At 66.7% G+C, this 25,037-nt stretch carries 25 protein-coding genes; 7 read left to right on the forward strand and 18 right to left on the reverse strand.

Translation table 11 applies throughout. The annotated features are described in order from the left end of the window. Window positions 1-417 carry a baeRF12 domain-containing protein gene (locus ACZLHH_RS12690; RefSeq protein WP_019337746.1) on the reverse strand — a complete coding sequence of 139 codons (417 nt, stop codon included), beginning with the start codon at window positions 415-417 and terminating at the stop codon, window positions 1-3. A 162-nt stretch (window positions 418-579) separates the two neighbouring features. Between ACZLHH_RS12690 and ACZLHH_RS12695 the strand changes: the two genes are divergently transcribed. The 3 genes from ACZLHH_RS12695 (at window position 580) to proP (ending at window position 2,772) form a co-directional block, all read left to right on the forward strand. Further along, window positions 580-807, forward strand: coding sequence for a hypothetical protein (locus ACZLHH_RS12695; protein ID WP_049462507.1), 228 nt, complete (start codon window positions 580-582; stop codon window positions 805-807). Between the two features lie 85 nt (window positions 808-892). Then, the gene (locus tag ACZLHH_RS12700; protein WP_258014053.1) at window positions 893-1,021 is read left to right on the forward strand and encodes a hypothetical protein; all 129 of its coding nucleotides are present in this window, start codon (window positions 893-895) and stop codon (window positions 1,019-1,021) included. A gap of 263 nt (window positions 1,022-1,284) precedes the next feature. After that, window positions 1,285-2,772 carry a glycine betaine/L-proline transporter ProP gene (gene proP, locus ACZLHH_RS12705; RefSeq protein ID WP_049399749.1) on the forward strand — a complete coding sequence of 496 codons (1,488 nt, stop codon included), beginning with the start codon at window positions 1,285-1,287 and terminating at the stop codon, window positions 2,770-2,772. 84 nt (window positions 2,773-2,856) lie between these two features. Here proP and ACZLHH_RS12710 read toward each other — a convergent pair whose 3' ends face one another. The 11 genes from ACZLHH_RS12710 to ACZLHH_RS12760 all read right to left on the reverse strand — a co-directional run bounded on the left by ACZLHH_RS12710 (window position 2,857) and on the right by ACZLHH_RS12760 (window position 15,101). Then, complete coding sequence (locus tag ACZLHH_RS12710; protein WP_125893630.1) at window positions 2,857-3,474, reverse strand: hypothetical protein; 618 nt, start codon at window positions 3,472-3,474, stop codon at window positions 2,857-2,859. 109 nt (window positions 3,475-3,583) lie between these two features. Beyond that, the gene (locus tag ACZLHH_RS12715) at window positions 3,584-4,210 is read right to left on the reverse strand and encodes an ATPase (protein ID WP_132810239.1); all 627 of its coding nucleotides are present in this window, start codon (window positions 4,208-4,210) and stop codon (window positions 3,584-3,586) included. Between the two features lie 3 nt (window positions 4,211-4,213). Beyond that, window positions 4,214-4,555: a type II toxin-antitoxin system prevent-host-death family antitoxin gene (locus tag ACZLHH_RS12720; RefSeq protein ID WP_005413623.1), complete on the reverse strand. Its 342-nt coding sequence runs from the start codon at window positions 4,553-4,555 to the stop codon at window positions 4,214-4,216. A gap of 70 nt (window positions 4,556-4,625) precedes the next feature. Further along, a complete protein-coding gene (locus ACZLHH_RS12725; protein ID WP_107433688.1) occupies window positions 4,626-6,221 on the reverse strand; it encodes a sensor histidine kinase in 1,596 nt (531 codons plus the stop codon). A gap of 9 nt (window positions 6,222-6,230) precedes the next feature. Next, window positions 6,231-6,635 carry a response regulator gene (locus ACZLHH_RS12730; protein ID WP_019337750.1) on the reverse strand — a complete coding sequence of 135 codons (405 nt, stop codon included), beginning with the start codon at window positions 6,633-6,635 and terminating at the stop codon, window positions 6,231-6,233. A gap of 136 nt (window positions 6,636-6,771) precedes the next feature. Continuing rightward, entirely contained in the window at window positions 6,772-8,226 is a 1,455-nt protein-coding gene (locus ACZLHH_RS12735) for a surface lipoprotein assembly modifier (protein WP_180844438.1), read from the reverse strand. A 90-nt stretch (window positions 8,227-8,316) separates the two neighbouring features. Beyond that, window positions 8,317-9,081 carry a Slam-dependent surface lipoprotein gene (locus ACZLHH_RS12740; protein ID WP_180844437.1) on the reverse strand — a complete coding sequence of 255 codons (765 nt, stop codon included), beginning with the start codon at window positions 9,079-9,081 and terminating at the stop codon, window positions 8,317-8,319. 53 nt (window positions 9,082-9,134) lie between these two features. Beyond that, complete coding sequence (locus ACZLHH_RS12745) at window positions 9,135-12,257, reverse strand: TonB-dependent receptor (protein ID WP_180844436.1); 3,123 nt, start codon at window positions 12,255-12,257, stop codon at window positions 9,135-9,137. 183 nt (window positions 12,258-12,440) lie between these two features. Next, entirely contained in the window at window positions 12,441-13,397 is a 957-nt protein-coding gene (locus ACZLHH_RS12750) for a FecR family protein (RefSeq protein WP_180844435.1), read from the reverse strand. Window positions 13,398-13,479: 82 nt separating this feature from the next. After that, window positions 13,480-13,983 (reverse strand): RNA polymerase sigma factor, encoded by a 504-nt coding sequence (locus ACZLHH_RS12755; RefSeq protein WP_180844434.1) that lies wholly within the window; start codon window positions 13,981-13,983, stop codon window positions 13,480-13,482. Between the two features lie 191 nt (window positions 13,984-14,174). After that, on the reverse strand, window positions 14,175-15,101 hold the full coding sequence (locus ACZLHH_RS12760; RefSeq protein ID WP_180844433.1) for a LysR family transcriptional regulator: 927 nt from the start codon (window positions 15,099-15,101) through the stop codon (window positions 14,175-14,177). Window positions 15,102-15,252: 151 nt separating this feature from the next. Here ACZLHH_RS12760 and ACZLHH_RS12765 point away from each other — a divergent pair, with 151 nt between their 5' ends. From ACZLHH_RS12765 to ACZLHH_RS12780, 4 genes are all read left to right on the forward strand, one after another. Further along, on the forward strand, window positions 15,253-16,119 hold the full coding sequence (locus ACZLHH_RS12765; protein ID WP_180844432.1) for a pirin family protein: 867 nt from the start codon (window positions 15,253-15,255) through the stop codon (window positions 16,117-16,119). A gap of 71 nt (window positions 16,120-16,190) precedes the next feature. Next, window positions 16,191-16,871 carry a hydrolase gene (locus ACZLHH_RS12770; protein ID WP_180844431.1) on the forward strand — a complete coding sequence of 227 codons (681 nt, stop codon included), beginning with the start codon at window positions 16,191-16,193 and terminating at the stop codon, window positions 16,869-16,871. A gap of 55 nt (window positions 16,872-16,926) precedes the next feature. After that, on the forward strand, window positions 16,927-17,568 hold the full coding sequence (locus ACZLHH_RS12775; RefSeq protein WP_005409869.1) for a hydrolase: 642 nt from the start codon (window positions 16,927-16,929) through the stop codon (window positions 17,566-17,568). 116 nt (window positions 17,569-17,684) lie between these two features. Continuing rightward, window positions 17,685-18,083 carry an OsmC family protein gene (locus ACZLHH_RS12780; protein WP_071227964.1) on the forward strand — a complete coding sequence of 133 codons (399 nt, stop codon included), beginning with the start codon at window positions 17,685-17,687 and terminating at the stop codon, window positions 18,081-18,083. Between the two features lie 28 nt (window positions 18,084-18,111). Here the strand turns inward: ACZLHH_RS12780 and ACZLHH_RS12785 are convergent, their stop codons facing one another. From ACZLHH_RS12785 to ACZLHH_RS12810, 6 genes are all read right to left on the reverse strand, one after another. Further along, the gene (locus ACZLHH_RS12785; protein WP_005409871.1) at window positions 18,112-18,441 is read right to left on the reverse strand and encodes a hypothetical protein; all 330 of its coding nucleotides are present in this window, start codon (window positions 18,439-18,441) and stop codon (window positions 18,112-18,114) included. 98 nt (window positions 18,442-18,539) lie between these two features. After that, window positions 18,540-20,285 (reverse strand): putative porin, encoded by a 1,746-nt coding sequence (locus tag ACZLHH_RS12790; protein WP_180844430.1) that lies wholly within the window; start codon window positions 20,283-20,285, stop codon window positions 18,540-18,542. Window positions 20,286-20,327: 42 nt separating this feature from the next. After that, window positions 20,328-20,993, reverse strand: coding sequence for a cell envelope integrity protein TolA (tolA, locus tag ACZLHH_RS12795; RefSeq protein ID WP_180844429.1), 666 nt, complete (start codon window positions 20,991-20,993; stop codon window positions 20,328-20,330). A gap of 39 nt (window positions 20,994-21,032) precedes the next feature. Beyond that, window positions 21,033-21,446, reverse strand: coding sequence for an ExbD/TolR family protein (locus ACZLHH_RS12800; RefSeq protein ID WP_005409874.1), 414 nt, complete (start codon window positions 21,444-21,446; stop codon window positions 21,033-21,035). Window positions 21,447-21,456: 10 nt separating this feature from the next. Further along, a complete protein-coding gene (locus ACZLHH_RS12805; protein ID WP_071227961.1) occupies window positions 21,457-23,241 on the reverse strand; it encodes a DUF2341 domain-containing protein in 1,785 nt (594 codons plus the stop codon). 38 nt (window positions 23,242-23,279) lie between these two features. After that, entirely contained in the window at window positions 23,280-24,896 is a 1,617-nt protein-coding gene (locus tag ACZLHH_RS12810; protein ID WP_180844428.1) for a ShlB/FhaC/HecB family hemolysin secretion/activation protein, read from the reverse strand. Window positions 24,897-25,037 lie beyond the last annotated feature (141 nt).

The raw sequence follows: 25,037 nt of genomic DNA on the forward strand, positions 1-25,037 counted from the left end.
CTACGCCGCCAGTGCCTTCTGGATGTCTTCCAGCGGCGCGTTGGTCAGATCCTTGGCAATATCCCCGAGCAATCGCGCCTGGACCTCCTTGTGCAGCAGCGGACGAATGCGACCCAGCGTGGTCGGGTCGGCGATCAGCACCAGGTGCGCATAGCGGTTCTTCAAGGCATCCTCATTGAGCTGTTCGGCCACCTGCTTGGCGAACGTCGCCTCGTTGAGCTGCGAGACCGACATGTCCTTCGGCACTGCACCCGCAGGCCCCTGCCCGGACACGCCCTGCTCACTGATGTCCTGCAGGCGCAGCTCGCCCTCCTGCTTCAGGGTCAACTGATGGTTGCTGCCCACGTTGGTGAACACCCGCGCCGAACCACCGTCGGCAACCACGATCAGCGTTCCTTCGGGAATCGTCCGCGCCATTGCATCCTCCATCAATCCAAAAAGTGGGTGTGCGCTCCACCTTATGCACGCCGATGTCACCAGAGCGCGTACAGGATGTGATTCCGTCATCGCAATCTGAAATCCGCCCTAAATTTACCCGGAGGCCTGCCGCTATGGCCTCCATCATCGCGAGGAACCGCTGTGCACGCTGGCTCACTGTTCCACGTCTGCTTCGCCACCAGCCTGGCCATTGCCGGCTGCGCCGGCTGCATCCACCAGTTCCTGCAGGGCCAACCGTTCTTCGCCCTGGCCATCATGCTCTCGGTGCTCACGATGATCGGCGCCGCACTGGTCACGCGGAAACTGGCACTGCCGGGCGCCTTGGCGATGGCCTGCACGGTGTTCGGTTTGCTGGCGAAGTCGGCCTGAGCCTTCTGAACAGGCGACGTGGAACACAGCGTGCAGATCAGCCCGCTTCGCTGCACGCTCACGCCGGTGCCGTTATGATGAACGGATGATCGACACGACCCACTACGTGACGGGCGCACCTGTTACGTGGAAAGCACTGCCGACCGGCGCTTCGCTTGCCACGAATGCTCCCGCCCTGCATTTCCATCGCCTTGCGCTGGATCCCGGCGGATGACGCCCGCAGGCCCACGGCCTGCCTTCCCCACACGCTGATGTGACACGCGGCTGCCAACTGCGCGGCCGTTGTGAGCCCGTTGCTGCGTTTCCGCCGTTGCGGCGGTGCTTTGCCGTGCGCGTGGCGTTGCGCCTGCACACATTCCCCGGCCCCCACGCCGCCTTCCGATGCCCCTGCGCCACTTGCGCCTGCATCGCCGTTTCCGATTTCCGGGACACACCACAGCACCCATTCCCCTATTCCATACCTACAAGGGAGCCCCTATGCAGGACACGCCCGATTCCCATGCCCACTTCGGCTGGTTCAAACGCCGCCGCCACCTGAAGGTCGATGAGATCACCGTCGTCGACAAGCCCATGCTCAAGCGTGCCGTCGGTGCCGCTGCACTCGGCAATGCCATGGAGTGGTTCGACTTCGGTGTCTACGGCTATCTGGCCGTCACCATCGGCCAGGTGTTCTTCCCGTCGAGCAATCCCACCGCACAGGTGATCGCGGCCTTCGCCACCTTCACCGTGGCATTCCTGGTGCGTCCACTCGGCGGCCTGGTGTTCGGCCCGCTCGGCGACCGCTATGGGCGCCAGAAGGTGCTGGCGTTCACCATGATCCTGATGGCGCTGGGTACCTTTGCGATCGGCCTGATTCCTTCCTACGAGCGGATCGGCATCTGGGCACCGGTGCTGTTGCTGCTGGCGCGTGTGGTGCAGGGCTTTTCCACCGGCGGCGAGTACGGCGGTGCGGCCACCTTCATCGCCGAGTATTCCACCGACCGCAACCGCGGCCTGATGGGCAGCTGGCTGGAGTTCGGTACGCTGGGCGGCTACATCGCCGGCGCCGGTACCGTGACCGCGCTGCACATGCTGTTGAGCAGCGAACAGATGCTGGACTGGGGCTGGCGCATTCCATTCCTGGTGGCCGGCCCGCTGGGCCTTCTCGGCCTGTACATGCGCATGAAGCTGGAAGAGACCCCGGCATTCCGCGCCTTCGCCGAGGAAGCCGAGAAGCGCGAACATGATCGGCCCGGGCTTGGCGCGCTGTTCCAGGTGCACGGCCGCCAGCTGCTGGTGTGCATGGGCCTGGTGCTGGTGTTCAACGTCACCGACTACATGCTGTTGACCTACATGCCCAGCTACCTCAGCGTGACCATGGGCTACGCCGAGAGCAAGGGCCTGCTGCTGATCATCATCGTGATGCTGGTGATGATGCCGTTGAACATTGTCGGCGGGTTGTTCAGTGACAGGCTGGGCCGCCGCCCGATGATCATCGGCGCCTGCATCGCGCTGCTGGTACTGGCGATTCCATGCCTGCTGCTGGTCGGCAGCGGCAACGACTGGATGATCTTCCTTGGCCTGATGCTGCTGGGCCTGGCGCTGGTGTGCTTCACCAGTTCGATGCCGTCCACGCTGCCGGCGCTGTTCTATACCCCGGTGCGCTACAGCGCGCTGTCGATCGCCTTCAACGTCTCGGTATCGTTGTTCGGTGGCACCACGCCGCTGGTGACCGCGTGGCTGGTGGAACGTACCGGCGACCCGCTGGTGCCGGCCTACTACCTGATGGGCGCGGCGGTGGTCGGCCTGATCACGATGCTGTTCGTGAAGGAAACCGCCGGCCTGCCGTTGCGTGGTTCACCGCCGGCCGTCGGCAGCGACAGGGAAGCTGCGGCGCTGTTGAAGAGCGATGTGCCGGTCACGGTGGACCCGAGCCTGCCGCCGCTGCCGGACGTTGCTGAGCCCGAGCAGGTGAAGCCGGCCTGAGGCTCGCCGCGAAATGCCACACGCATGGCCTGGATCTACATGGGGCCTGTAGCGCCGGGCGGATGCGCCCGGCGCTACCTGGCGCTATTTCTTGATGCGGGTCAGCTTCCCCGGCGTCCAACGCAGCGTCCAGGTGTAGTTTCCGTCCGGCGGACAGACGTGGCGGTTCGGGCTCTTCCATTCGCAGACCGTCGCCCCGGCACTGACGGTGAAATCGACAATGATGCGATCACCCTGGATGCGGATCGCGCGGATGGCGCCTGGAATCTGTTCAACCGCGTCGTCACCATAGCCATACTGGCGGATGGCGGCATAGTCCTCTGCTTCCACCGGCGACAGGCTGTTCGGGTTCTCCTGACCGCGCGGATCGTTTGCCGTCAGCGCCGTCATCACCGCCACCACATTGCGTTGCGCGAAGCTGCCGCCGGTGTAGGTGGACGTATAGAAGTACACGACCTCGGCACGGCCATCGCCATCGAGGTCGGCAACAGCGGTCCACACCGGACGGAAATCGGATTCAATGTCGTCGCCGGGAATCAGCCGCAGGTTGGCTTCGGCGGCGTGGTAGGCCTGTACCAGGCTGGGCGGCGGCGCCACCCGCTTGGACGCGGCAGGCGCGGCCGTCGCCGTCAGGCTGGACAGCGCCAGCGCAGCAAGCACCAGACAGATCGAAGTGGAGCGGAACGTCGCAGGTCCGTGCATGTCGTCCTCCATGAGTGTGCGGTCAGTCTAACCGCAGCTCCGGTGGCGCCCGGTCGTGCACGGCGCGGTTTCGCGCGATGCGTGAAAGACATCCACACATGGCGTGGATCTACTGCGGGGTGTCCAACTCCATCGCACGCATCACGATCGGTTTGGCCCAGTCCGGCGTGTGCAGCAGTTCGGCCACCGAGACCGGGTACTGCAGCTGGCCGCGCTCCATCGCCAGCACCGGGAGGGGCGCGGCGCAGCCTTCTGCGTCGGCCGGCGCGCTGTTGTCGTAGACATGCAGCTCAGCCAGGTGCGGCAGCAGGTCCAACAGGTTCTCGCGCGCCGAATCGAAGCGGGCGTGGATCTTTTCCACCGGAATATCGTGGCCACCGGCCTCTACCCGCGCCGCCACGCGGGCGATGTGCAGCTCGACCGTGGCCAGGCCACAGAACCAGATCGCGACGTGATGGTGCTCGCAGGCCTCGCGCAGCAGGCGCGGAATGGTGTTGCCACCCAGCGTTGTTTCGAAGGCGAAGTCCGTGCCATCGGCCATGGCCTGGCGCAGGCGGCGGGTGCCTTCCTGCCAGGCCTCGGCATTGGCTTCGGGCAGCGGCCAGCCAGCCTCGACCAAGCGGCGGGTGAACGAATCGGGGTTGAACCAGCTCAGTCCTTCGGCTTCCAGCCAGGTACCCAACAGCGAACTTTTGCCGGCGCCATTGACGCCGGCCAGCACCAGGATCCGCCCCATCGTTCAGAGCGGACGGCCGAGGGTGACCTTGCGGCCACGGCGGATCGGCTGGCCCAGCACCTTGCCCAGCCCCTCACCGCGCTGCAGGCTGGCCAGGGTCTGGTCGAACTCACCGCGCAGGCGCAGCAGTTCTTCACTGCGCTCACCGGCGTCACCGCCGGCGGCCTTGGCCAGCAGCTCCTGGTACGTGCGGATATCCACGATCACCGCTTCCGGATGATTGTGGTTGGTGATGACCAGTGCCTGCTTCTCGCGCACGGTGCGCATCAGGCTCGGCCAGCCCCGGGTCTTCACCGACGAGGCCGGGGCCTTCTCAAGGCCTGGCAGATCCAGCGGCAGGGTCATGGCACGGCTCCAGACGGGGATAGTTGAGGCCATTATGCCCAATTTGGCCCAATTGGGGATAAATGGACCATTACCTGACGGAACCCTCCGCCGCCGCGCCCGGCGCATCGGTCTGCAGCAGGCTGTCGCGCTCCCGCAGCGGGAAGCGGATCCAGGCATCCAGGCCTTGCGGGCCAAAGCGCAGCTCCCCGCTGCCAGCCAGCTCGTACGGCACGCGCTGCTCGATCAGCGCCCGGCCCAGGCCGCGCTGGCGGGGCAGCTCCCAGTCCTCCACCTCGGCATGACGCTCGCACCAGTGCAGGCCCAGCCATGGCTGGCCGGCCTGAACCTGCAGATCCCAGGTGACCTCGATCCGGCCATCCTCATGGGTGAGCGCGCCATGCCTCAGCGCGTTGGTCGCTAATTCGTGGATCGCCAGGGACAGTACTTCGGCTGCTTTCGGCGGCAGCAGCACGTCCTCGCCCTGCAGGCGGTAGGCGGCCGCTGCAGGCGTCTGCGCAGCGATCTCCTCGTCGAGCATGCCACGCAGGCAGACGCCGGCATTGGCACCACGGGTCAGCAGGCTCTGCGTGCGTGCCAGCGACATCAGTCGCCCGCACAACCGTTCAGCGTATTCATCCACACTGCTGACCGACTCGCGGGTCCGCCAGGCAATGGCATGGATGGTCGACATGATGTTGCGCACCCGGTGCTGCAGTTCGGCCAGCAATACCGATTGACGCTCAGTGGCACGCTTGAGGTCGTCGATGTCCACCGCGATGGCAAATACCCCGCTGACCTCACCGTCGCCATCGCGCAGGGGCGCGGCAGCGACCCGGGTCCAGCGCGCGCGGCCATCATCATGCAGGTACTGGAACTCCAGCCCCGGCACCACGGTCTCGCCGCGCATTGCGCGGGCGATGGCGAAGTCGTGCGCCTCGATGGCGTTACCGTCCGCATGCCACCCGCGCCATCGATGCAGGTTCACCTCATCCGTGGAAGGCACCTTGCCGCTGGGCAGGTAGGCACGCATCTGGTCGTTGGACAGCTGCAAGCGCCCCTCGGTGTCGACAATGCAGACACCTACCGGCAGCACCTTGAAGGCCAATGCCAGGCGCCGGTCCGCCTCCCGCCGCTTCTGCTCTTCGCGCTCGCGTGCCAATTGGGCCACATGTGCCGCTGTGGTCTCGAACATGGTCACCAACACGCCGTTGATGCGTCCCTCCTCGCCACGGATCGGGCTGTAGGTAATGGTGAACCAGACGTCCTCCAACCGCCCTCGGCGCGCCAGAGGATAGAGCTTGTCCTCGTAAGTGATGGTTTCGCCCTGCCAGACGCGCTGGTAGATCGGCCCGTTGATATGCCACACCTCGGGCCAGCACTCGCGGGTCGGCTGGCCGAGCCCGCCGGGATGCTTGTCGGCCAGGATCTCGGCATAACCATCGTTGTAGAGCTGCACCAGCTGCTCGCCCCACAGCACGATCATCGGGAAGCCATGGGCCAGCATCAGGTCGACAGTGGCGCGCAGGTGGGGCGGCCACTGCTCACAGGCACCCAATGGCGTGGACGACCAGTCGTGGCGGGCGATGCGCGCGGCCATGCCATCGTGGCGCGCATGCAGGCGCGGCGCAGGTGGCATCGAGCCACGCAGCTTGGCAGCGTGGATGCCTTCAGGACGGCGCGACATGCCGCGCAATCAGGCGATGCCCGCAGAGACCTGCGGCGCCGCCACCAGCCCGGCCAGCTGCTGCACCAGGGTTTCGATGTGATAAGGCTTGGTACAGCGCGGCGCGCTGGCGAAGCGGCTGGGCAGGTTGTCGTCGTAACCGGAGGTCAGCAGAAAGGGCGTACCCGCCTCGGCCAGCCGATCGGCCAGCGGATAGACCTGCTCACCGCCCAGGTTGATGTCCAGCAATGCCACATCGATGGGATGGGTATCGACCAGTTGCCCCAGCGCCTGCAGGTCACCGGCCGGCCCCACCACCTGTGCGCCTTTCAGCTCCAGATAGTCGACCAGGAACATCGCGATGGCGAATTCATCCTCCGCCACCAGTACACGCAGCCCTTTCAGGCCCTCTGGTTTGTTGCCCGCTTCCAGCACGACCGGCGCTCCTCGATACACGCGGCCCAGCTCTGCCGCAACGCCCGCAGGATGCGCGAACCGGGCTACAAGAGCGCGTGATGATGGATGAAGATCGCGGCCACGGCCCGTTCACCGCGGCATTGCAGCGGCGTGTTCAGAAGGCCCGCTCCCATTTCAGGCTGAGCAGACTGCGGTCGTGGCTGTACAGCCAGCCAACGTTGCTGTCGATGCGCGCGTAGCGCAGGCTCAGGCTGGGTACCAGCCCGGCCACGGCAAGGCGCTCGCTGCGCACGATGGCGATCAGGTTCTGTTCGCTGTCCTCACGCCGCGCCTCCAGCAACGGACTCCACGCGTCGTAGTCGCACTCGCGCAACGAAACGAATACGGTGGCGGTGGTGCCACTCCATTGCCGCGCCGCACCCAGCCGCACGCCGCGCTGGCGATAGCCGTTGGCTGGGTTGGCGGCGCTGCTGTCACTCAGGTCCAGCCCGGCAAAGAGGGTCCAGCGCGGGTTGAGCGCACGGAACCAGGTGGCATACACCGCGGCCAGCTCACCGTCGTAATTGCTGGCCAGGCCACGCTGGCGATAGCGCTGGCGCTTCCAGTCGGCCTCCAGCTTGAGCAGGCTGCGCGCGTCCAGCGCATATTGCCATTCGCCATGCAGCCCGCTGCCGCCTTGCAGGGCCCGGTTGCCGAGGCCCTGATAGTCATAGCTGGGGGCGATCTGCAGGGTATGCCGTGCGCTACGCCAGCTGTAACCCGCCTGCACGTTGGCATTGAGCTCGTTGTAGGCGCTGTGCCCGCGCCATGCCTGGCCGAATGCGAGGCCACGCACGTACACGCCATGGTGGCCCTTCAGGGCCCAGCGATGTTCGAGGTTACCGTCGTAGTCCAGGCCCATGGCGCGCTGGGCATCGGGAAGATTGCGCTGGATGATGCAGGTGTCGCCTACCCCGAACAGGCAGGTGCGGCTGGCCGAACTGCGGTTGATGTTGTCACTCCATGCCGGGCCGGCGGACAGCGCGCCTTTCCAGCGCGGGCGCGCCTGCAGCGCAGCCAGATAGGCGTCCACCCGTCCGCGTACACCTGCGGTGGCGGGGTCATCGGCACTGATGCCATCCGCGATTGCCGTGAACAACGCTACCGCATCGCGATCGCGCTGGTCCTCGGCGTAGACGCGCGCAAGTTCAAGGCGGGCCGGCAGGAAATCCGGCTGTGCCTCCAGCAGCGCCTCGTACTCGTTTGCCGCGCGATGGTGATTGCCGGCCACCCGCGCCAGGCCGCCCTGCGCATAGTGGCGCAGCAACGGGTCGTGGCCAGGCAGTTCGATGTATTCATCCAGGAAGCGTTGCGCGGCGCCCCATTGCTGATGCTGCAGCGACAGGTACAGCGCCTGGCCCAGATCATCGACCGTGCGCTCCACGCGCAGGGTCTGGCCGTCGATGGTGATGGTCGGACGCTCCGACTCGGCCTGCTGCAGGCGCTGCTGGTCCTGCTGCTGGTGGCGCAGGTCGGTGCCCTGTTCGAGCACGCGGCGAAGATCGTCCTGCTGGGCGCGCACGTCGGCGGCCGCCAGCAGCAGTACGACAAGGAAGATGGGATGGCGCATGGTCGATCCGTGGTGATGCGTGCAGCGGGCCGAAGCAGGGACTGGCGGATCGCGGCTTGTCCCTGCCCTGTCCCGTCAGGGGCGTGGCAATCAGTTCTTGCTGCCGCCGAAGGCGGTGTCGTACTGGCTGTTGCCGCTGAAGGTGGCGATACCGGCCAGGGCGGCCGCGTTGGCGCCGAAGAACTGCCCCTGGGTGGTGCCGGCAACGCTGCCGTTGGCGGTGGCCGAACCGGCGAACGATGCGTCGGCACTGTTGATGTTGGCAACGATGGCCAGGTTCAGGCCATTGCCCGACAGCGCACCATCCAGGGTGCCGGCGCCGAAGTCGGCGTCGAAGGTGCCGCTCAGCAGGTTGCTGCCGTTGAACTTGTTCAGGCCAGCCACGGTGTAGGACGCCACGCCGGCGGGCAGCGTGGTGCCGGCGCGGTCACCGACGAAGTAGACCTGGCGGTTGTTGAAGCCACCGGCGGCGCCATCCTTGGACCATTCACCGAACCAGACATCGCCACTGCCGACCTTGACGAAGTTGAAGTGGCCCATGCCGGCGTGGCTGCCCGGTGCGCCGGTGATCGGCATGGCCAGGGTACGTACCGTCACGCCATCGACGGTGGTGGGTGCCGAGTAGGCGCTCAGGCCCTGGAAGTCCACCGGCTTGGCCTGGGACACGGTACCGACACCGATACCGGCCTTGCCAGCACGGTGCGGGCCGCCATTGACCTGCGATTCGCCAACCGCCACATACAGCTCGGCATCGGTCTTGGCACTGGCGGCACCGACGATATCGGCAGCATGCGCGGCACCGACCAGAGCCAGCGAGGCAGCAACGGCGAGAACCGAACGGGAGATCATTTTCATGGTATTGCTCCTTGGTTGAGGGAACTACGGGTACAACGCTTGAAGGTGGGAGATCAGAAACGTGCGGTGACGCCGAGCTTCAGGGCGCGACCCGGGGCCGGCAGCGTGGACCGCGTGGCTGGATCGACGTAGTAGCGGTTGCCGAGGTTGCTGCCGACCAGTTCGACGCTGGCATGCTCGTTGAAGCGCCAGCGCGCATAGGCATCGACGGTGGTGATGTTTCCCCAGGTGAACGGCACGTTCTGCCAGAGCAGGCCGCTGCCACCGCTCAGCAGGCGGTCACGGTAGGCCTGCAGATCAGGGTTCTCGTGGCGCTGGTAGTGCACGATGCGGCTGCCAAGCTCCAGGCGCTCATCGAACAGGCGCGTGCCCAGCGACCCGTTGATCGACAGCTTGGGAATGGCCTGGGTCAGCAGGTAGCCACCGACGAAACCATCCTGCACGCAGTTCGGGACCAGGCCGCGGTTCGCATCCAGGAGCACCGCCGTGCTCTCGTCACACACCTCGTTTTCCAACGTGCGGGTGATGCCCAGATCGGTGAAGAAGCGCCGGTTGTCGAAGCGGGCCTGCAGTTCGATGCCACGGATGGTCTGCTTGTCGATGTTGTCGAACAGGAAGTTGCCATCGCGCTCGATCACGTCACGGGTCTTGTGCACGTAGTACGCCAGCTTGACGTCGGCATCGGCGGTGTTGCCGAACAGCGCCGACAGGTTGTGCACGTAGCCCACTTCGTAGTTGTAGGCGTGCTCGGGCTTGAGCGCATGCAGCGGATTGAGGCTGCCGGAGAAGGCGATGGTGCTTTCGAACATGCTCGGGAAGCGCACCGCTTCGCTGTAACGCACGTAGGCACGGGCGGCCGGGGACAGGTGTGCAGTGGCCGAGAAGGTCGGCAGCCAGGCATGGTCGCGGCGGCGGCTGTTGCGTGCATCGACCGGCTGCGACTGTACGCTGTTGCCGATGTTGCAGACCTGGTCGCTGCCGGCGAACACCGGCTGCACGCCGGGAATGGCCGCCACTTCGCCATTGAGGCAGGGATTGCCGGCGCGGGTGTAGTTGCCATCGGCATCGGGCAGCCAGGGCCGCGTGTACCTGACCGGACGCGGCGTCTCGTACGGTGCCAGCAAGGCACGGATGCTGTCATCGATGAACCAGCCCATGCCGCGCTTTTCCCATACGGCGCGGCGTGCTTCCAACGCGTCGATGCGGGCCTGCAGATTGGCGGGACGGGGCGGCAACTCGTTCACGGTATACTGCGCTTCCTTGCCACCTACGCCCTTGGTCAGCAGCTCGGGGTGCGCCTCGAGGAAATCGTCGAAGGCCCAGTAGCGGCTGTAGCGCACGCCTGCATTGAGGGTAAGGAAGTCGACCGGCCGCCACTCCAGGGTCAGGTAGCCCTCGCCCTCCTGTCGGCGCCCGGCACGCGGGAACATGCGCCAGCCATCGGTGGTACCGAAGTACGGATCGCTCGAGCCGAGCTTCTCGTACTGCCAGTTGCCGCCCACGGTCAGGTCCAGGGTCGAATGCAGCGCGAAGCGGTTGCTCAGGATCAGGCCGGTGCGGTCGTTGCGCGCGTTGGCCAGCGCGGTGTTGCGCAGGATCGGGCTGGCGTCCGGGTTCCATGCCGGATTACCCACTGCGAAGTTCGGGAAGCCGCCAGCACTGTAGGTATCGCTGTCCGTCTCCGTGCGCCACAGGTTGGCGTAGAGGTCCAGCCAGCGGCTGCCGGCCGGCTGGAAGCGGTATTCCAGGTTCCAGGCATCGGACGCAACCCGGCTGAGCGGCCATTGGATGCGTCCGTAGTCGGGCGCGGACAGGATGCGCGACGGCATGATCTCGCCGTAGTGCGACAGCGTGCGCCGCCAGGTGGCCTTCAGCTGCTGGTCGTCGTTGATCTGCCAGCTGCCCTTGACCAGCCAGGACTCCTGTTCGCTGGAGGTATTGGGCACTTCATCGCCCGGTTTGAAGTAACGCGCCAGCGTGGTGATGTAGTCGATGCCCTGGTACTCGTACTGCTCGCGCCGGTCCTGGTCGTAGTACGCGCTCCCCTTGCTGCCGGAGAAGTAGTTGCCGCGCTTGCGCCAGGCGTAGGCAGCCATCAGGTCGACGTTGTCGCCGCGTACGCCCAGTGCCAACCGCCAGGCCTGGTCTTCGCCATCGAAGGGGGTGTTGCCGCTGCGCGACTTCACCGGCACCACCAGGGTGCGGTCGTCATAGGGTGAGTTCGGCGAGCCCTGCGGGAACCCCGGCACCGTGCGGTAATCCTCGCCGGTGTGCAGGCGCGGCAGGCGCGGTGCCACCGCATTGCTGCTGCCTTCGATCTTCAGCTCCCCGCCGAAGCGCTCGCCGGCAGTAACAATGTCGTCAACGTCGATGGTCTTGATCACCAGCGCACCGCCGATCCCGCTGTGCACATCGCGCACCAGCCCTGGCCCCTTGATGACCTGGATGCCACCAATCAGGTTGGGATCGATGTAGTTGCGGTTGCTGACGCCGTTGTAGCCGCGCCAGACCGTGAGCGCCTGTTCGCCACCGTCGATGCTGACCGGCACCCGCCCGGGCCCCTGGATGCCACGGATGTTGACGTCCAGCGCGCCGCTGTTGCGCGCATCGCCGCTGAACACGCCGACCAGATCCTTGACCACGTCGGCCGGATTGGAACCGCGATAGCGCTCCACCCGGTCGCGCCCCGAATACGCCGTGGTCAGGTCCAGCGCGAACACATCATCGTAGCCGCGCCGATCGCGGGCCTCGCCCCCTTCCGACTGCAGGCGACCGGCCACGTCCAGCGTCTCGGTCACCCGCACCCCTTCCCCCTCACCCGCTTCCGCTGCAGCCCGCAGGCTCCAGGTGCCGTCCATGCCGCGCTGCGCGCGCACGCCGCTGCCGCGCAGCAGCTGCTGCAGGGCCTGCATCTGGCTGTACTCGCCTTTCACTGCACTGGAGCGGCGGCCTTCCACCAGGTCGCTGCGGAACACCACCTGCACATCGGCCTGGCGGCCAAAGGTACGTACGGCATCAGCCAGTGGCTGCTCCGGGATGGCGTACTGGCGCACCGGCGCGACGATCGCCGGTTGTGCCTGCACGGCCGGCACCCAGGCCAGCGGCAGCAATGCGGTGGAAACGGCCAGGGCCAGAACGGTGGCGCGACGATGACAGGCGGATGCCGTGGACGGCATGGACAGGAACTCCTCAAGCGTGGCTGGACCACGGGCACATCCGGTGCCGGTGGTGTGTCTGGCTTGAGGAAAAACGGTGTTTCGCTCTGGCTATACCTCTATAGACAGCGGGACACTGCAGGTGCCCACGGTTTTTTCATGTTTTTTTTCATGCCGCGTATTCCGCCATGAACCGGCGGCACCTCACCACAGCACCAACGCGCCACCGGGCAAGCGCTGCACGCGCAGTCCTGCCTGTGCGGCCACGGCATCAATGGCGGTCTCCGGCTGCTGCAGGTGGAACAGGCCACTGACCCGCACGTTCGCGCCCTGCCCGCCCAGTACCCAGACCGGTGCACGCCGATAGCGGGCCAGATCGGCGATGGCCTGCGCGGCCGGCAGATTGTCGATCGCGACCTCACCTCGCCGCCATGGCGCCACGGCCTCGGGATCTTCCAGCCGCACAGGCTGCAGCCAGCGACCGTCACGGAACGCCCGTGACTGCCCCGCATGCAGGCGCTGTACGCTGCCATCGCCCGGACGCACCTCGACCACACCCTCGCTGACCTGGGTGGTGACCGTGGTATCCAGCATCGACACACTGAAGGCGGTACCGATGTCACGTATCAGGCCGCCCACCGCCTCGACCTGGAACGGGCGAGCTTCGTGCGCCACCTGGAACCAGGCCTGCCCGCGCAGAAGGCGCAGGTGCCGCTGCTGGCCATCGAACTCGACCGCCAATGCGGTTCCCGCATCGAGCACGGCGGTGCTGCCGTCTTCCAGTTGCACCACGCGTGGCGCATCGCTGCTGCGCAGGTCACTGCGTGCCAGCAGCAGCGCGTGCGGTGCCGCCGTCACCATCAGTGCGACGGCGGCGGCACTGGCCAGCAGCCATGGCAGGCGACGGCGCGGCGCGATCGGGCGCAGGCCCTCGCGATCGGTGGTGAGCTCGGGCAGCGCCGCCAGCACGTCGGGCCCGGCGGCATCCAACCCCTGCCAGAAGGCCTGCTGCTGGCGCCAGGCCAGCGCATGGCGCGGATCGGCCCGCAGCCAGCGCTGCAGGGCTCGTTGCTGGCGTTCCGGCAGCGGGCCTGCACTGCACTGGATCACCCAGCGCAACGCCTGCCTGGCCTGACGCGGCGAGGGTTCGGACGTGGTCATGGTTGTGGCCTGCCGCACCACGAACGGGTGCGCTTTCCTGTTGTGACAACGGCGGGCGCGATCTGCCCACGGCAATCGCCGGTCATCGGCGCGTTCCCTGTTGATGCTGCTGGATCAACAGCGCCGCGCGCAGCACATGCTTGCCGACCAGGCTCTTGGAAATACCCAGCCGTGTGGCGATCTCGCGCTCGCTCAGGCCCAGGTAGCGGTTGAGCACGAAGCACTCGCGGACCTGCGCTGGCAGCGCGAGAATGGTCTGGGTGATCTCGCGCAGCTGTGCCTGGTCCAGTGCCTGGGCCTCGCCGTCGTGGCCCGCCTCGGCCATGTCGGCGGCGTACTCGGCCATCGCGCGCCGCTCGCGGGCGTCGGCCTGGCTGCGGTTGAGCGCATGGTGATAGGCCATCCGGTACAGATAGCCGCGTGGCTCCAGGATCGGTGGATCACCGGGCACGCTGCTGGCCTTCAGGTACAGGTTCTGCAGGGTGTCCTCGATACTGGCCGGGTCGAGATAGCGCGCGATGAAGCGAGACAACGCACGGCGCTCACGGATCAGCAGCTCGACCAGCGCCAGGGCATTGGGAGACATAGGTGCCAAGGCCGGACCGGGGAATGATGGGCGTGATGGCGACGGTCCGGACATGGATTGTGGGCTGCGCGGCCGCAGGCGGCAAGCGAAGGCCCGTCGCGCGGCACCAGGATCATCCACGCATGGCGTGGATCTCCCAGGCGGCGCCGGATCCAGTAGATCCACGCCATGCGTGGATGTGGATGCGGAGCCTACGGTTCGTCCAACGCCTCGAAACGCTCGGCGAGGTAATCGATCAACGCGCGTACCGCCGGCAGCAGCCCACGGCGCGAAGGGAACACCGCATGCACGATGCCGTGTTTCGGCACCCACTCGGGGAGCACCGGCAGCAGCGCCCCGCTCTCCAGCTCATCGGTGATCATCATCCGCGGCAGCATCAACAGCCCGACCCCGGCCACCGCGGCTGCGCGCAACGCGATCATGTCATCGCTGACCAGGCGCGGGCGGTGATGCACGCTGGCCTGGATCTCGCCGGGCCCACTGTATTGCCACACATGCTGCTGACTGGGCGAGGCCAGATCGACGGTCGGCATCATCGCCAGATCGGCCGGCACCTGCGGCGTGCCCAACCGTTGCAGCAGCGCCGGGCTGGCACTGGTGCACCAGACCCGGCGTGCCAGCACGCGCACCACCAGGTCGCTGTCTTCCAATGGCGGCGGCCGTACCCGGATCGCCACGTCCACACCCTCGCCCACCACGTCCACGCGGCGGTTGGTGGCGTCCAGCTGCACCGTCACCTGGGGGTGCAGGGCCAGGAAGTCGGCCAGCATCGGGCCGATGCGCGCGTGCAGGATCGCGATCGGGCACGCCAGGCGGATGGTGCCGCGCGGCTCGGCGCGTGACATCGCAATCGCTTCTTCGGCCGCCTCGGCCTCGACCAGCATTGCCTTGCAATGGCGGTAGTAGTCCTGGCCGACCTCGGTGACCGAGAAACGCCGGGTCGAGCGCTGGATCAGGCGCACGCCCAACCGTTCTTCCAGCAGCGCGATGCGCCGGCTCAGTTTCGACTTCGGCATGGCCAGCGCCCGACCGGCCTGCGAGAAGCCGCCGTGCTCGACCACCATGGCGAAATAGAACAGATCGTTGAGGTCACAACGGCGGATATCTGCGATGAACACGGGGCGATCTCCTGCGGCCCACGGCCTGCCGCCATTGTTCACCAGATAGGACTATGACGGCAAATATTGGCGTCTACCGGCCCAATTGTCGCGACGATATCGTCTCCTGCAACGAAGAACAGCGGCCGGCAGCCCCGGCCAGGAGATCGCCATGAAGCGTGTCACCGGTAGCTACAGCGCCCCCCGCCCGCACTGGGTAGGCGACGGATTCCCCGCCCGCTCGATGTTTTCCTACAACACCCACGGCCAGCACCTGAGCCCGTTCCTGCTGCTGGACTATGCCGGCCCGTACAGCTTCGCGCCCAGCGATACCCCGCGTGGGGTCGGCCAGCATCCGCACCGCGGTTTCGAGACAGTCACCATCGTCTATGAAGGCGAGGTCGCGCATCGCGATTCGACCGGTGCCGGCGGCACCATCGGCCCGGGCGACGTGCAGTGGATGACCGCTGCCTCCGGCATTCTCCACGAGGAATTCCATACGCCGGAATTCAGCAAGCGCGGCGGCACCCTGGACATGGTGCAGCTGTGGGTGAACCTGCCGGCGCGGGACAAGATGGGCGCACCGGGCTACCAGACCCTGCTCGACGCCGACATTCCCTCGGTGGATCTGCCTGAAGGCGCCGGCCGCGTGCGTGTCATCGCGGGCCGCTTCGACGACCACGCCGGTCCGGCACGTACCCACACGCCGATGGATGTCTGGGACATCCGCCTGCAGCAGGGCCACCACGCCGAACTGCCGGTGGCCGATGGCCGCACGCTGGCGGTGGTGGTGCTGAAGGGCACGGTCCGGATCAACGGCGGCCAACCGGTCGGCGAAGCACAGCTGGTCACCTTCGACCGCAGCGGCGAGGACGTGTTCGTCGACGCCGACAGCGACGCCACTGTGCTGCTGCTCAGCGGCGAGCCGATCAACGAGCCGGTGGTGGGCTATGGCCCGTTCGTGATGAACAGCCAGGCCGAGATCGCACAGGCGGTCAACGACTTCAACAGCGGCCGTTTCGGCCAGATCGCGCACTGAGCGCTTCCGCGCGGCGGGTGATGACCCGCCGCGCCAACGGGCCATCGCCCACCTTCCCCAGGAGACCGACCATGAGTACCCCCGCCAACTTCAACGGTGCCCGCCCGGTGATCGATCCGGACAACGCCGCGATGCTGCTGATCGACCACCAGAGCGGCCTGTTCCAGACCATCGGTGACATGCCATTCACCAGCGTGCGCGCCCACGCCACTGCGCTGGCGAAGATGGCCACGCTGGCAAAGATGCCGGTGATCACCACCGCCTCGGTCCCGCAGGGCCCGAACGGCCCGCTGATCCCGGAGATCCACGACGCGGCCCCGCATGCTCAGTACGTGGCGCGCAAGGGTGAGATCAACGCTTGGGACAACCCGGAATTCGTTGCTGCAGTGAAGGCCACCGGCCGCAAGCAGCTGATCATCGCCGGCACCATCACCAGCGTGTGCATGGCCTTCCCGTCGATCGCCGCCGTGGCCGATGGCTACCAGGTGTTCGCGGTGATCGATGCCTCGGGCACCTATTCGAAGATGGCCGAAGAGATCACCCTGGCCCGCGTGGTGCAGGCCGGCGTGGTGCCGATGGACACCGCCACGGTGGCCTCGGAGATCCAGCGCAGCTGGAACCGCGACGATGCCCAGCAGTGGGCCGAGGTCTACACGAAGATCTTCCCCAACTACCAGCTGCTGATCGAAAGCTACCTGAAGGCGCAGGACGTGCAGAAGAACCAGGAGCAGCTGGATTCGCAGCGCAGCTGAGCTGCCCCCGGGGTGCCGGCCCTCCGCCGGCACTCCTCCCAACCGGAGACCCATCATGTCCAGTGAACCGATCCGCGACCCGGCCAGCGACCACCTGCTGACCCCGCAGAATTCCGCCTTCATCATCATCGACTACCAGCCGGTGCAGGTGAACTCCATCGCCTCGATGGACCGCCAGCTGCTGGTCAACAACATCGTCGGCACCGCCAAGGCCGCTGTGGCTTACGGTCTGCCGATCGTGCATTCGACGGTCAACGTCAAGACCGGCCTGAACAAGCCGCCGATTCCGCAGCTGCGCAAGGTGCTGGGCGACTACCCCACCTACGACCGCACCACCATCAATTCCTGGGAAGACGTCGAGTTCCGCAAGGCGGTGGAGGCCACCGGCCGCCGCAAGCTGATCATGACCGCACTGTGGACCGAAGCCTGCCTGACTTTCCCGGCCCTGGATGCGTTGAAGGAAGGCTATGAGGTGTACGTGGTGGTCGATGCCGTTGGCGGCACTTCGCTGGCGGCGCATGATGCCGCGTTGCGCCGCATCGAACAGGCCGGGGGCCAGCTGATCAGCGTGCCGCAGTTGTTCTGCGAGCTGCAGCGCGACTGGGCCCGCTCAGAAACGGTGCCGGCGTTCATGAACCTCTTCATCGAAACCGGTGGTACGGCAGGCATCCAGTTCTCGTACGATCGTACCGAGTGATTGGGTGGCGGCGCCGGCCTTGGCTGGCGCCGCCTTTTGGAGCAGTCGAGCACGGCTCGACTTTACAGTGGGTTTGGTCGAGCGTGGCTCGACGCTAGAGACAGATGGAGAATGTGATGGCCTACGCGCGCATTGTTTCGACCGGCGACAACTACCTGCACCACATCAGCAATGGAAGCTTTGATGTGGACGCGGACGAGCCCGCCTCGCTGGGCGGTCAGGGCAAGGGCTTCGCGCCCTTCGATCTGTACCTGGCCTCGCTGGCCGCCTGCACCGCCATCACCCTGCGCATGTATGCGCAACGCAAGGGCTGGGAGCTGGGCGAGTTCCATGCCGAGCTGCGCTCGGAACGCGACGAAGATGGACGCTTCCACGTGCACCGCGTGCTGCATGCCAGCGCCGAGCTGAGCGATGCGCAGTGGCAGCGGTTGCTGGAGGTGGTGGAAAAGACCCCGGTGACGCTGGTGATGCGCGAAGGTGCGCGCATCACCAGTGAGCGCGGGGGCGCAGCGTAACCCCATCCACGCGTGGCGTGGATCTGCTTCAGCGCCGCGAATGCAGCACGGTGCGCTGGCGCATGGCGTTGAATTCCTGCTCCACCTGCTGGATGTCCTCGGCCTGGAAACCGGCCGCATCCAGCAGCTGGTCGGCGGCAGCCGCCGCCAGCGGATCATCGTCACGCTGGCGCCAGCAGCGCGCCGGCAGGAAATAGCCCACTTCGCTGCGCCCGCGCATGATCACCACCGGCCGGCCCGCATACAGCAGGAACTCGGCCAGGTGCTGGCGCAGGCCCTCCACTGAAACATAGGCCGGTCCAACACCCAGCATCTGGCTGGACGGTTCGGGACTCTCGAACAGCTTGCGACGGCTCATCCACTCCTCCTTATGTACAACGCGTGGTCTCCTTTCCTTAGACGGGCGCATCGCTGCGCCCCCGCCACGCACTACGTGATCCGCATCACGCTCGCCACTCAGAACCCGGTGTTGAACTCCAGCTGGAACACGTCGATCGACAGCGGCGCACCGGACACTTCCTTGGCCGCCATCCACTTGCCGCTGATCCAGCTGCGCGCATCCAGCGCATAGGCACCGCCCACGTAGTAGCCGCGGGCGTTGGTGCCGCCCAGGTGGAAGTTCGGATCGTTGTAGGCGTCGGGCAGCGCGTCGGCCTCGATGTGCTTGTAACCCAGCAGCGCCTGCCACTGGCCTTTCTCCTTCAGCTCGGTGGCACCAAAGGTGGCCTGCACCATCCACGCGGTGTCGCCGCTGCGGAAGGTGTCGATGCTGGCGGTGCCACCGGCGCCGTAATTGTTGACGATGCCGTTGTTGGCACGATTGAACATGGCCTGCTTGTCGTAGGCCAGGTTGCGGATGTAGTCGCCGTCCAGGCGTAGGCCGATGCCCTGGGCCAGCTGCGTATCCCAACGAATGTTGAACGTGGCCAGGCGGAACGCCGAAGCCAGGCCGACATACTGCGGGGTCGGCGTGTTGGCCGGGTCCAGCGGATTGCGCGCGATGTCGCGGATCAGCATCAGCGTGTTGCCCTTCTGCATGAACGCCGGGCGCGACCAGTCGGTGTCGCAGCCCACCGCGCCCGCATACAGTGCGCACGGCGAGGACAGGCGGCCGCTGATGTTCTTGAAGTCGTAGTAACCCAGCGCCGCGCGCAGCGCATTGTCGTCGTTGAAGCGCCAGTTCACGCCCACCTGCGCACCGGACAGCCACTTGTTCTCGTTCGGGGTCTTGACCCGGCTCTGGCTGGGCGAACTGTCGGAGGTGTATTCCAGCGGCACCACCGCGAGGTTGCCGAACAGGTCGAGGTCGCCACCGTCGAAGTCATACTTCAGGTTCGCGGCCAGGCCATCGAAGTTGAGGTCGTTGGAGAACAGCGTGTCGCTGGTCCAGAACGGATTGCCGAAGCGGCCGCCACGCACCGTCACCCAGTCCGCCGGGCTGTAGGCCAGCCAGGCCTGGTCCAGCCACACATCCTTCTTGCTCAGGCCGCCACCCAGCTGCTCGGTGGTCGACACCGGGCCATTGCTGCTGCCACTGGCCAGGCGCACGCCGGCCGTGGTGTGCTGCCCGATCATTGCCTCGATGCCGAGGCGGGCGCGGATGCGCCACAGGTTGCGACGGTCCTGGCGGGTGTTCAGCAGCGGCGGCAGCTGCAGGTTGGTGTTGGTGTTGGTGTCGAAGCCGTTGCCGGAATTGATCGACGACCAGTTGCTCACGATGTCGCTGTTGCGTTCGGAGAAGAAGCGCGACTCGCTGCGCACGCGCATGTCACCGGTAACTTTGATGCGCTTGGTCCACTCGGCCACTTCGTTGGGTGCCGCCCAGCCTTCCGATTTCGCCTGCGCCATCACGTCCTGGCGCACTTCGTCACGGATACCGTCGCGCACGCTCTGCGGCACGTACGGCACGCGCACGTCACCGGCCTCCAGGGCCACGCCACCACTCGCCGCGGCGCTGTCCGTGGCTGCAGTGCGCTGTGCGGCCGCCGCTTCGGCTTCGGCCTGTACCAGCAGTGCCTGGCCGTCTTCGGGTTTCAGTGCACCGCTGGCGATCAGGCCCTTGATCAGCTTGACCATGGTGGTTTCGGCCGCCATCGCACCGGCCGGGGCGGCCAGGCTGAGCAGCACGGCGCAGCACAGCAGCGCCCGTCGGGCCGGCCGCGGGCGGCGGGAGTCGGTTCGTGCGCGGACGTGGTCGTTCATCACGGTTCTCATCGAAAGAAGGGAAATCACGGAGGTCGGGAATCAGGCCCCGGGCCGGCGGCCCTGGATCAGGACGCGGGCGGGGAAATCAAGCGACGGCGGCGGTGCCTGGTCGACCTTGCCGATGCGGCGCAGTGCATCGAGCACGGCCGCGTCGGCCTCCTCGTTGCCACTGCCACGCACCAGCTCGACCTTTTCCAGGCGGCCATCGCTGGCCAGCCATACGTTCACCTGCAGCTGGAATGCCAGGCGCTTGACCTTGTCGTCGCGCGAGATCGCCTGCTGCATCAGGTAGCCCAGGTAGCGGCCGTAGGTAGCGTTGCCGGCGCCACCACGGCCAACGCCGGACGAACCGCCACCACTGCCGGACTGGATACCGAAGTTGTCACCACCGGCCTGCGCGTCGGCATTCATCGTCACCGGATCGCTGTTATCCGGCGTCGGCGTCGGCTCTTCGGCCGGCGTCGGCTGATCCAGCGGTTCCGGCTCGGGCATCGTCTCTTCCGGCGGCGTCTCCGGCTCCGGGGGTTTTTCCGGGGGCGGCGGGGGCGGCGGCGGAGGGGCTGGCAGCGCCAGCATCGGCGGTTGCACCACCGGCCGGCGGGTGCTGGCGGTGTCCTTGAACAACAGCCACCACACCGCGATACCGAGCACCAGCAACGCGGCCAGCACCAGTGCCACGGTCACCAGCAACTGGCGACCGCGCATGCCGGGCTCCGGTCGAGGGGGTTGATGGGCCGTCATGCCTCAGCCCTGCGCCTTGCCGGTGACCAGGCCGACCTGGGCCAGCTCCAGGCGCCGCAGCAGGTCCAGCACCTCGACCACGCGGGCGTACTGAACCTGCGCGTCACCGCGCACGATCACCGGGAAATCCGGCGTGGTCGCGCGTTCGGTACGCAGCCGGTCTTCCAGCTCGGCCATCGTCACCGGATAGGCATCCAGGAACACCTGGCCACTGGGGTCGATGGTGATCGCCTTGGTCTTCGGCTTTTCCAGGGCCACGCTGTTGCTGGCCTTCGGCAGATTGACCTCGATGCCGGGAATGGAGGCGTTGCTGGTCAGGATGAAGATCACCAGCACCACCAGCAGCACGTCGACGAAGGGCGTTACGTTGATGCCCTTCTCGCGCTTCTTGATGCCGAACTTCGCCTTCTGGCCCATGGCGCGCCCCTCAGCCCTGGACCGCGGCCGGGCCGCGCCCGTCCTGCTCTTCGGCCAGGCGCGCGGCGAACTCGTCGATGAACACCGCCATGTCGGCGCCGATCGCTTCGGCACGCGCACCCAGGTAGTTGTAGCCGAACAATGCCGGGATCGCGACGCCGAGGCCGGCAGCGGTACACAGCAGCGCCGCGGCCATGCCGGGCGCCACCGAGTTGATGTCCACCGCGCCGGCCATCGCCGCCACCACGAACACCAGCATGATGCCGATCACGGTGCCGAACAGGCCCACGTAGGGCGCGCCTTCGATGGTGGTCGACAGCCAGTTCATGCGCCGTGCCATTGCTTCCTGCTCGCGCACCATCACCGCATCCATCGAGGCACGGATCGCGGCGATGGTGGCGCCGCTCAGGTAGCCACTGTTGCCATCGCGCTGGTGGCGCTGCTGCATTTCCTCGATGGCCACCTGGTAGATGCGCCACAACGAGCCATCGTGCATCGCAGTCGGTGCCTTGCCCTGGCGATCCATGTCCGACAGGGTGCGCAGCGGCACGCCGGACAGCTTGCCGAAACTCTCGGTGAACACCGCATTGGCCTTGCTGGTACGGCCGAAGTGGCGGCTCTTGGCGATCATGATCGCCCACGACAGCAGCATCATCAGGCCAAGGATGGCGACCACCACCCAGGCATCGAACGGCATCGCCTTGAGGATGAAGGCGAAGTGGCTCTGGCCAGCCGACTGCTCGTCGGCACCGTAGCTGATCAAGCGTGAATCGGCGCCCTGCGCGGTGGCGTCGGCCAGCAGCAGCGCCGCCGGGCGTGCCACCCGCGAGACGCGCAGCTCATCCAGCGCTCCTTCGAAGTTGGCCAGCGGCTGCGCCGCACCCGGGGCATCGGCGCCGACCACCGGCGCGGTGCCCAGCGCCGGCAGCTCGCCGCTCAGCTGGGCCACCACACGGCCGTTGAGGTACAGCTGCAACGCGCCCTTCTCCGCCGTCAGCGCCACGTGCGCCCACTGCCCTTCCGGAATCGGCTGTGCAGGCGTGCTGCGCTGGCCGTTGAGCTGCACGAACGGCACCCGGTTCTCGATACCCAGCACCAGCTCGGACGCGCCATCACGACGGGCGTAGATCGCCTGCGCGGCATTGTTGCTGTCCGGCTTGATCCAGGCCGAGACGGTCAGCGGCGCACCCGCTTCCTGGGCCAGCGACGCGCTGGCGGGCAGTGGCAGCGGGCCCGCACCCAGCTGCACGCCACGACCGATCACCGCGCCCTCGGACGGCGGCACGACGGCGCCGGCGTTGTTGCCGTAAGCGGTGGTGTCGCGCGCCGGCGCATTGGCCTCGGCAAAGTGGTAGACCAGCGTGTAGTCCGGGTCGAACACCTGCTGGCCGTTGCCGCTGGCCGGTGCCTTCTCATTGCCGTAGTACATCCAGATCGTCTGCGGCGCGGCGGCGCTGACTGCCGGCACGTCCACCCAGACCAGGGCCAGGCCCAGCTTGGGATCGAACTGTTCGATCTGATGGGCCAGCACGGTGCGGCCATCGCCCGACACGAAGCGCAGGTCGTTGCCCGCGTCCTGGGTACCGTCGAAACCGAAGTTGCCGGTATGCAGGCGCAGCAGCAGCGGCGTGCGGCCCGGGTCACCGGCCAGGCCCGCGCCCTGCGGGCCGGCGTCGACGGTGATCGGCTTGCGGTACTTCCATTCGGCCTGCCACCAATTGGCATCGGCCGCAGCAGCAGGCAACGCAACCAGCGCGGCCAGCAGCAGCAACACTCGGGAAAGCAAACGGTCCATGCGAAGGGTCTCCGGAGAACGCATGTTCAAGGGATGGGTCAGTAACTGGTGCTGATGTTGAAATGCAGGCGCGGGTCGTCCTTGCGCGTGACCGGGCCATCGGCATAGGGCCAGGCGTAGTCCAGGCGCAGCTGCAGGTGCTCACCCAGGCGCAGCTGCGCGCCCAGGCCGACCGAGGCCAGGTTGTACTTGTCACGCTGTTCGGGCAGCGGCTGGCGCAGGCGCAGGTAGGCCGCGTCGGCAAAGCTGTAGACGCGCAGATCGCTGCCATTCCACAGCGACCACGCCGGGGTGCGCCATTCCAGGCTGGCCAGGCCGCCGTAGTCGCCGATCGCCTCGGCCGACAGATAGCCACGTACGGTATACATGCCACCGGCGGCGAACTGCTCGGCCGACACCAGCGGCGCGTCGGTCACCTGCAGCGAGCCGCGCGCGTACCACTGCCAGTCGCTGCCGAAGGTATGGGTGTTGGCGACATCGGCCTTGAACGCCACGAAGCTCGGGTCGGCCCAGTAGCGCTTCTGGCCGAAGGCGGTGGCGTCGCTGCCGTAACCGAACAGGCGGCGGGTGCCGGCCACCAGCTGGGTGTTGATGCTCAGCTGATCGTGCTCGCCCTGGCGCACGCCGACGAAGGCCAGCGTGATCGGCGCATATTTCAGCGGCGTCTTCAGGCTGTCCCCGCCCATCTGCGTGTCTTCCTCGGTGTCCTTGAAATCCACACCAAGGCTGAGCTGGCGCCACCACTGGCTGCTGCCGGCAAGGCGGTAGTTGAGCTTGAGGCCGATCGAATGGCCGTTGCCGATCACATTGGTTCCGGTGCCGGTACCGACCTGTCCGCCCGCGTTCAGCACGCGGCTGTCGGACTTGTAGCCGGACGCTTCCAGGCTCCACGGCGTGCCCTCGAACGGCATCATGTACGAGGCCGAGAACACCTTGGCCTGCTTGGTATCTTCCGGCGCCAGGTACACGCCGATGTTGGCGCTATGGCCGCGCTTCCACAGGTTGTCGTAGGCCAGCGACGCACTCAGGCGCAGCTTCTCGGTATCGGCGCTGTGGTCGTTGTTGAGCGCCGCGCTGGCACGCCACGGCGACTTCTCCTCGACCTGCAGGTCCACATCCATCGTGCCCGGCACCTGGCCCTCTCGCACCAGCGGCATCACCTGGCGACGTCCGCCTTCATTCAGCGCGGTCAGTTCCTTCTGCGCCTGGTCGAAGTCCGGCACCTTGCCCTCGGCAAGTGCCGGCACGCGTTCGCGGATGCGTTCGGGCGATTCGTGCTTCGTGCCTACGACCCGCAGCTGCCCGATCGGCGTCTGCTGCACCTTCAGCAGCACGACGCCACCACTGACCTGCTGCTCGGGCAGCTCGACGTAGACCGACTGGTAGCCTGCCTGCTGGTACAGCGCATTGACGGCATCGCGCGCCTTCTCGACATCGGCCAGGGTCTTGCCCGGGCCGAGGAACGGCTCCACCGCACGTTCGATCTGGCGCGGATCGAGCACGGTGTTGCCGCGCACGATGTATTCATTGATGTTCACGCTGGGCGCAGGCGCCGCGTCCTGCGCGAACAATGGCAGCGGCATCGCGGCCAGAGCCAGCACCAGCGGATGCAGGCGCAGCGGAAGGCGGACGGCTCGGCACGGAACAGGAGTCATCGAAGGCATCGCGTCGTATCGAAGGGAGTGGCCAGGGAGCGGCGCGTGGGTCTATCAACAGGACGTGTACGTCGCGTCAAAACCGCCAATAGTTTTGTGACAGTACTGTCATCTTTTGACAGCGCCGGAACAGTTGCAGGC

Source organism: Stenotrophomonas sp. 28608_Sma (assembly GCF_056486185.1).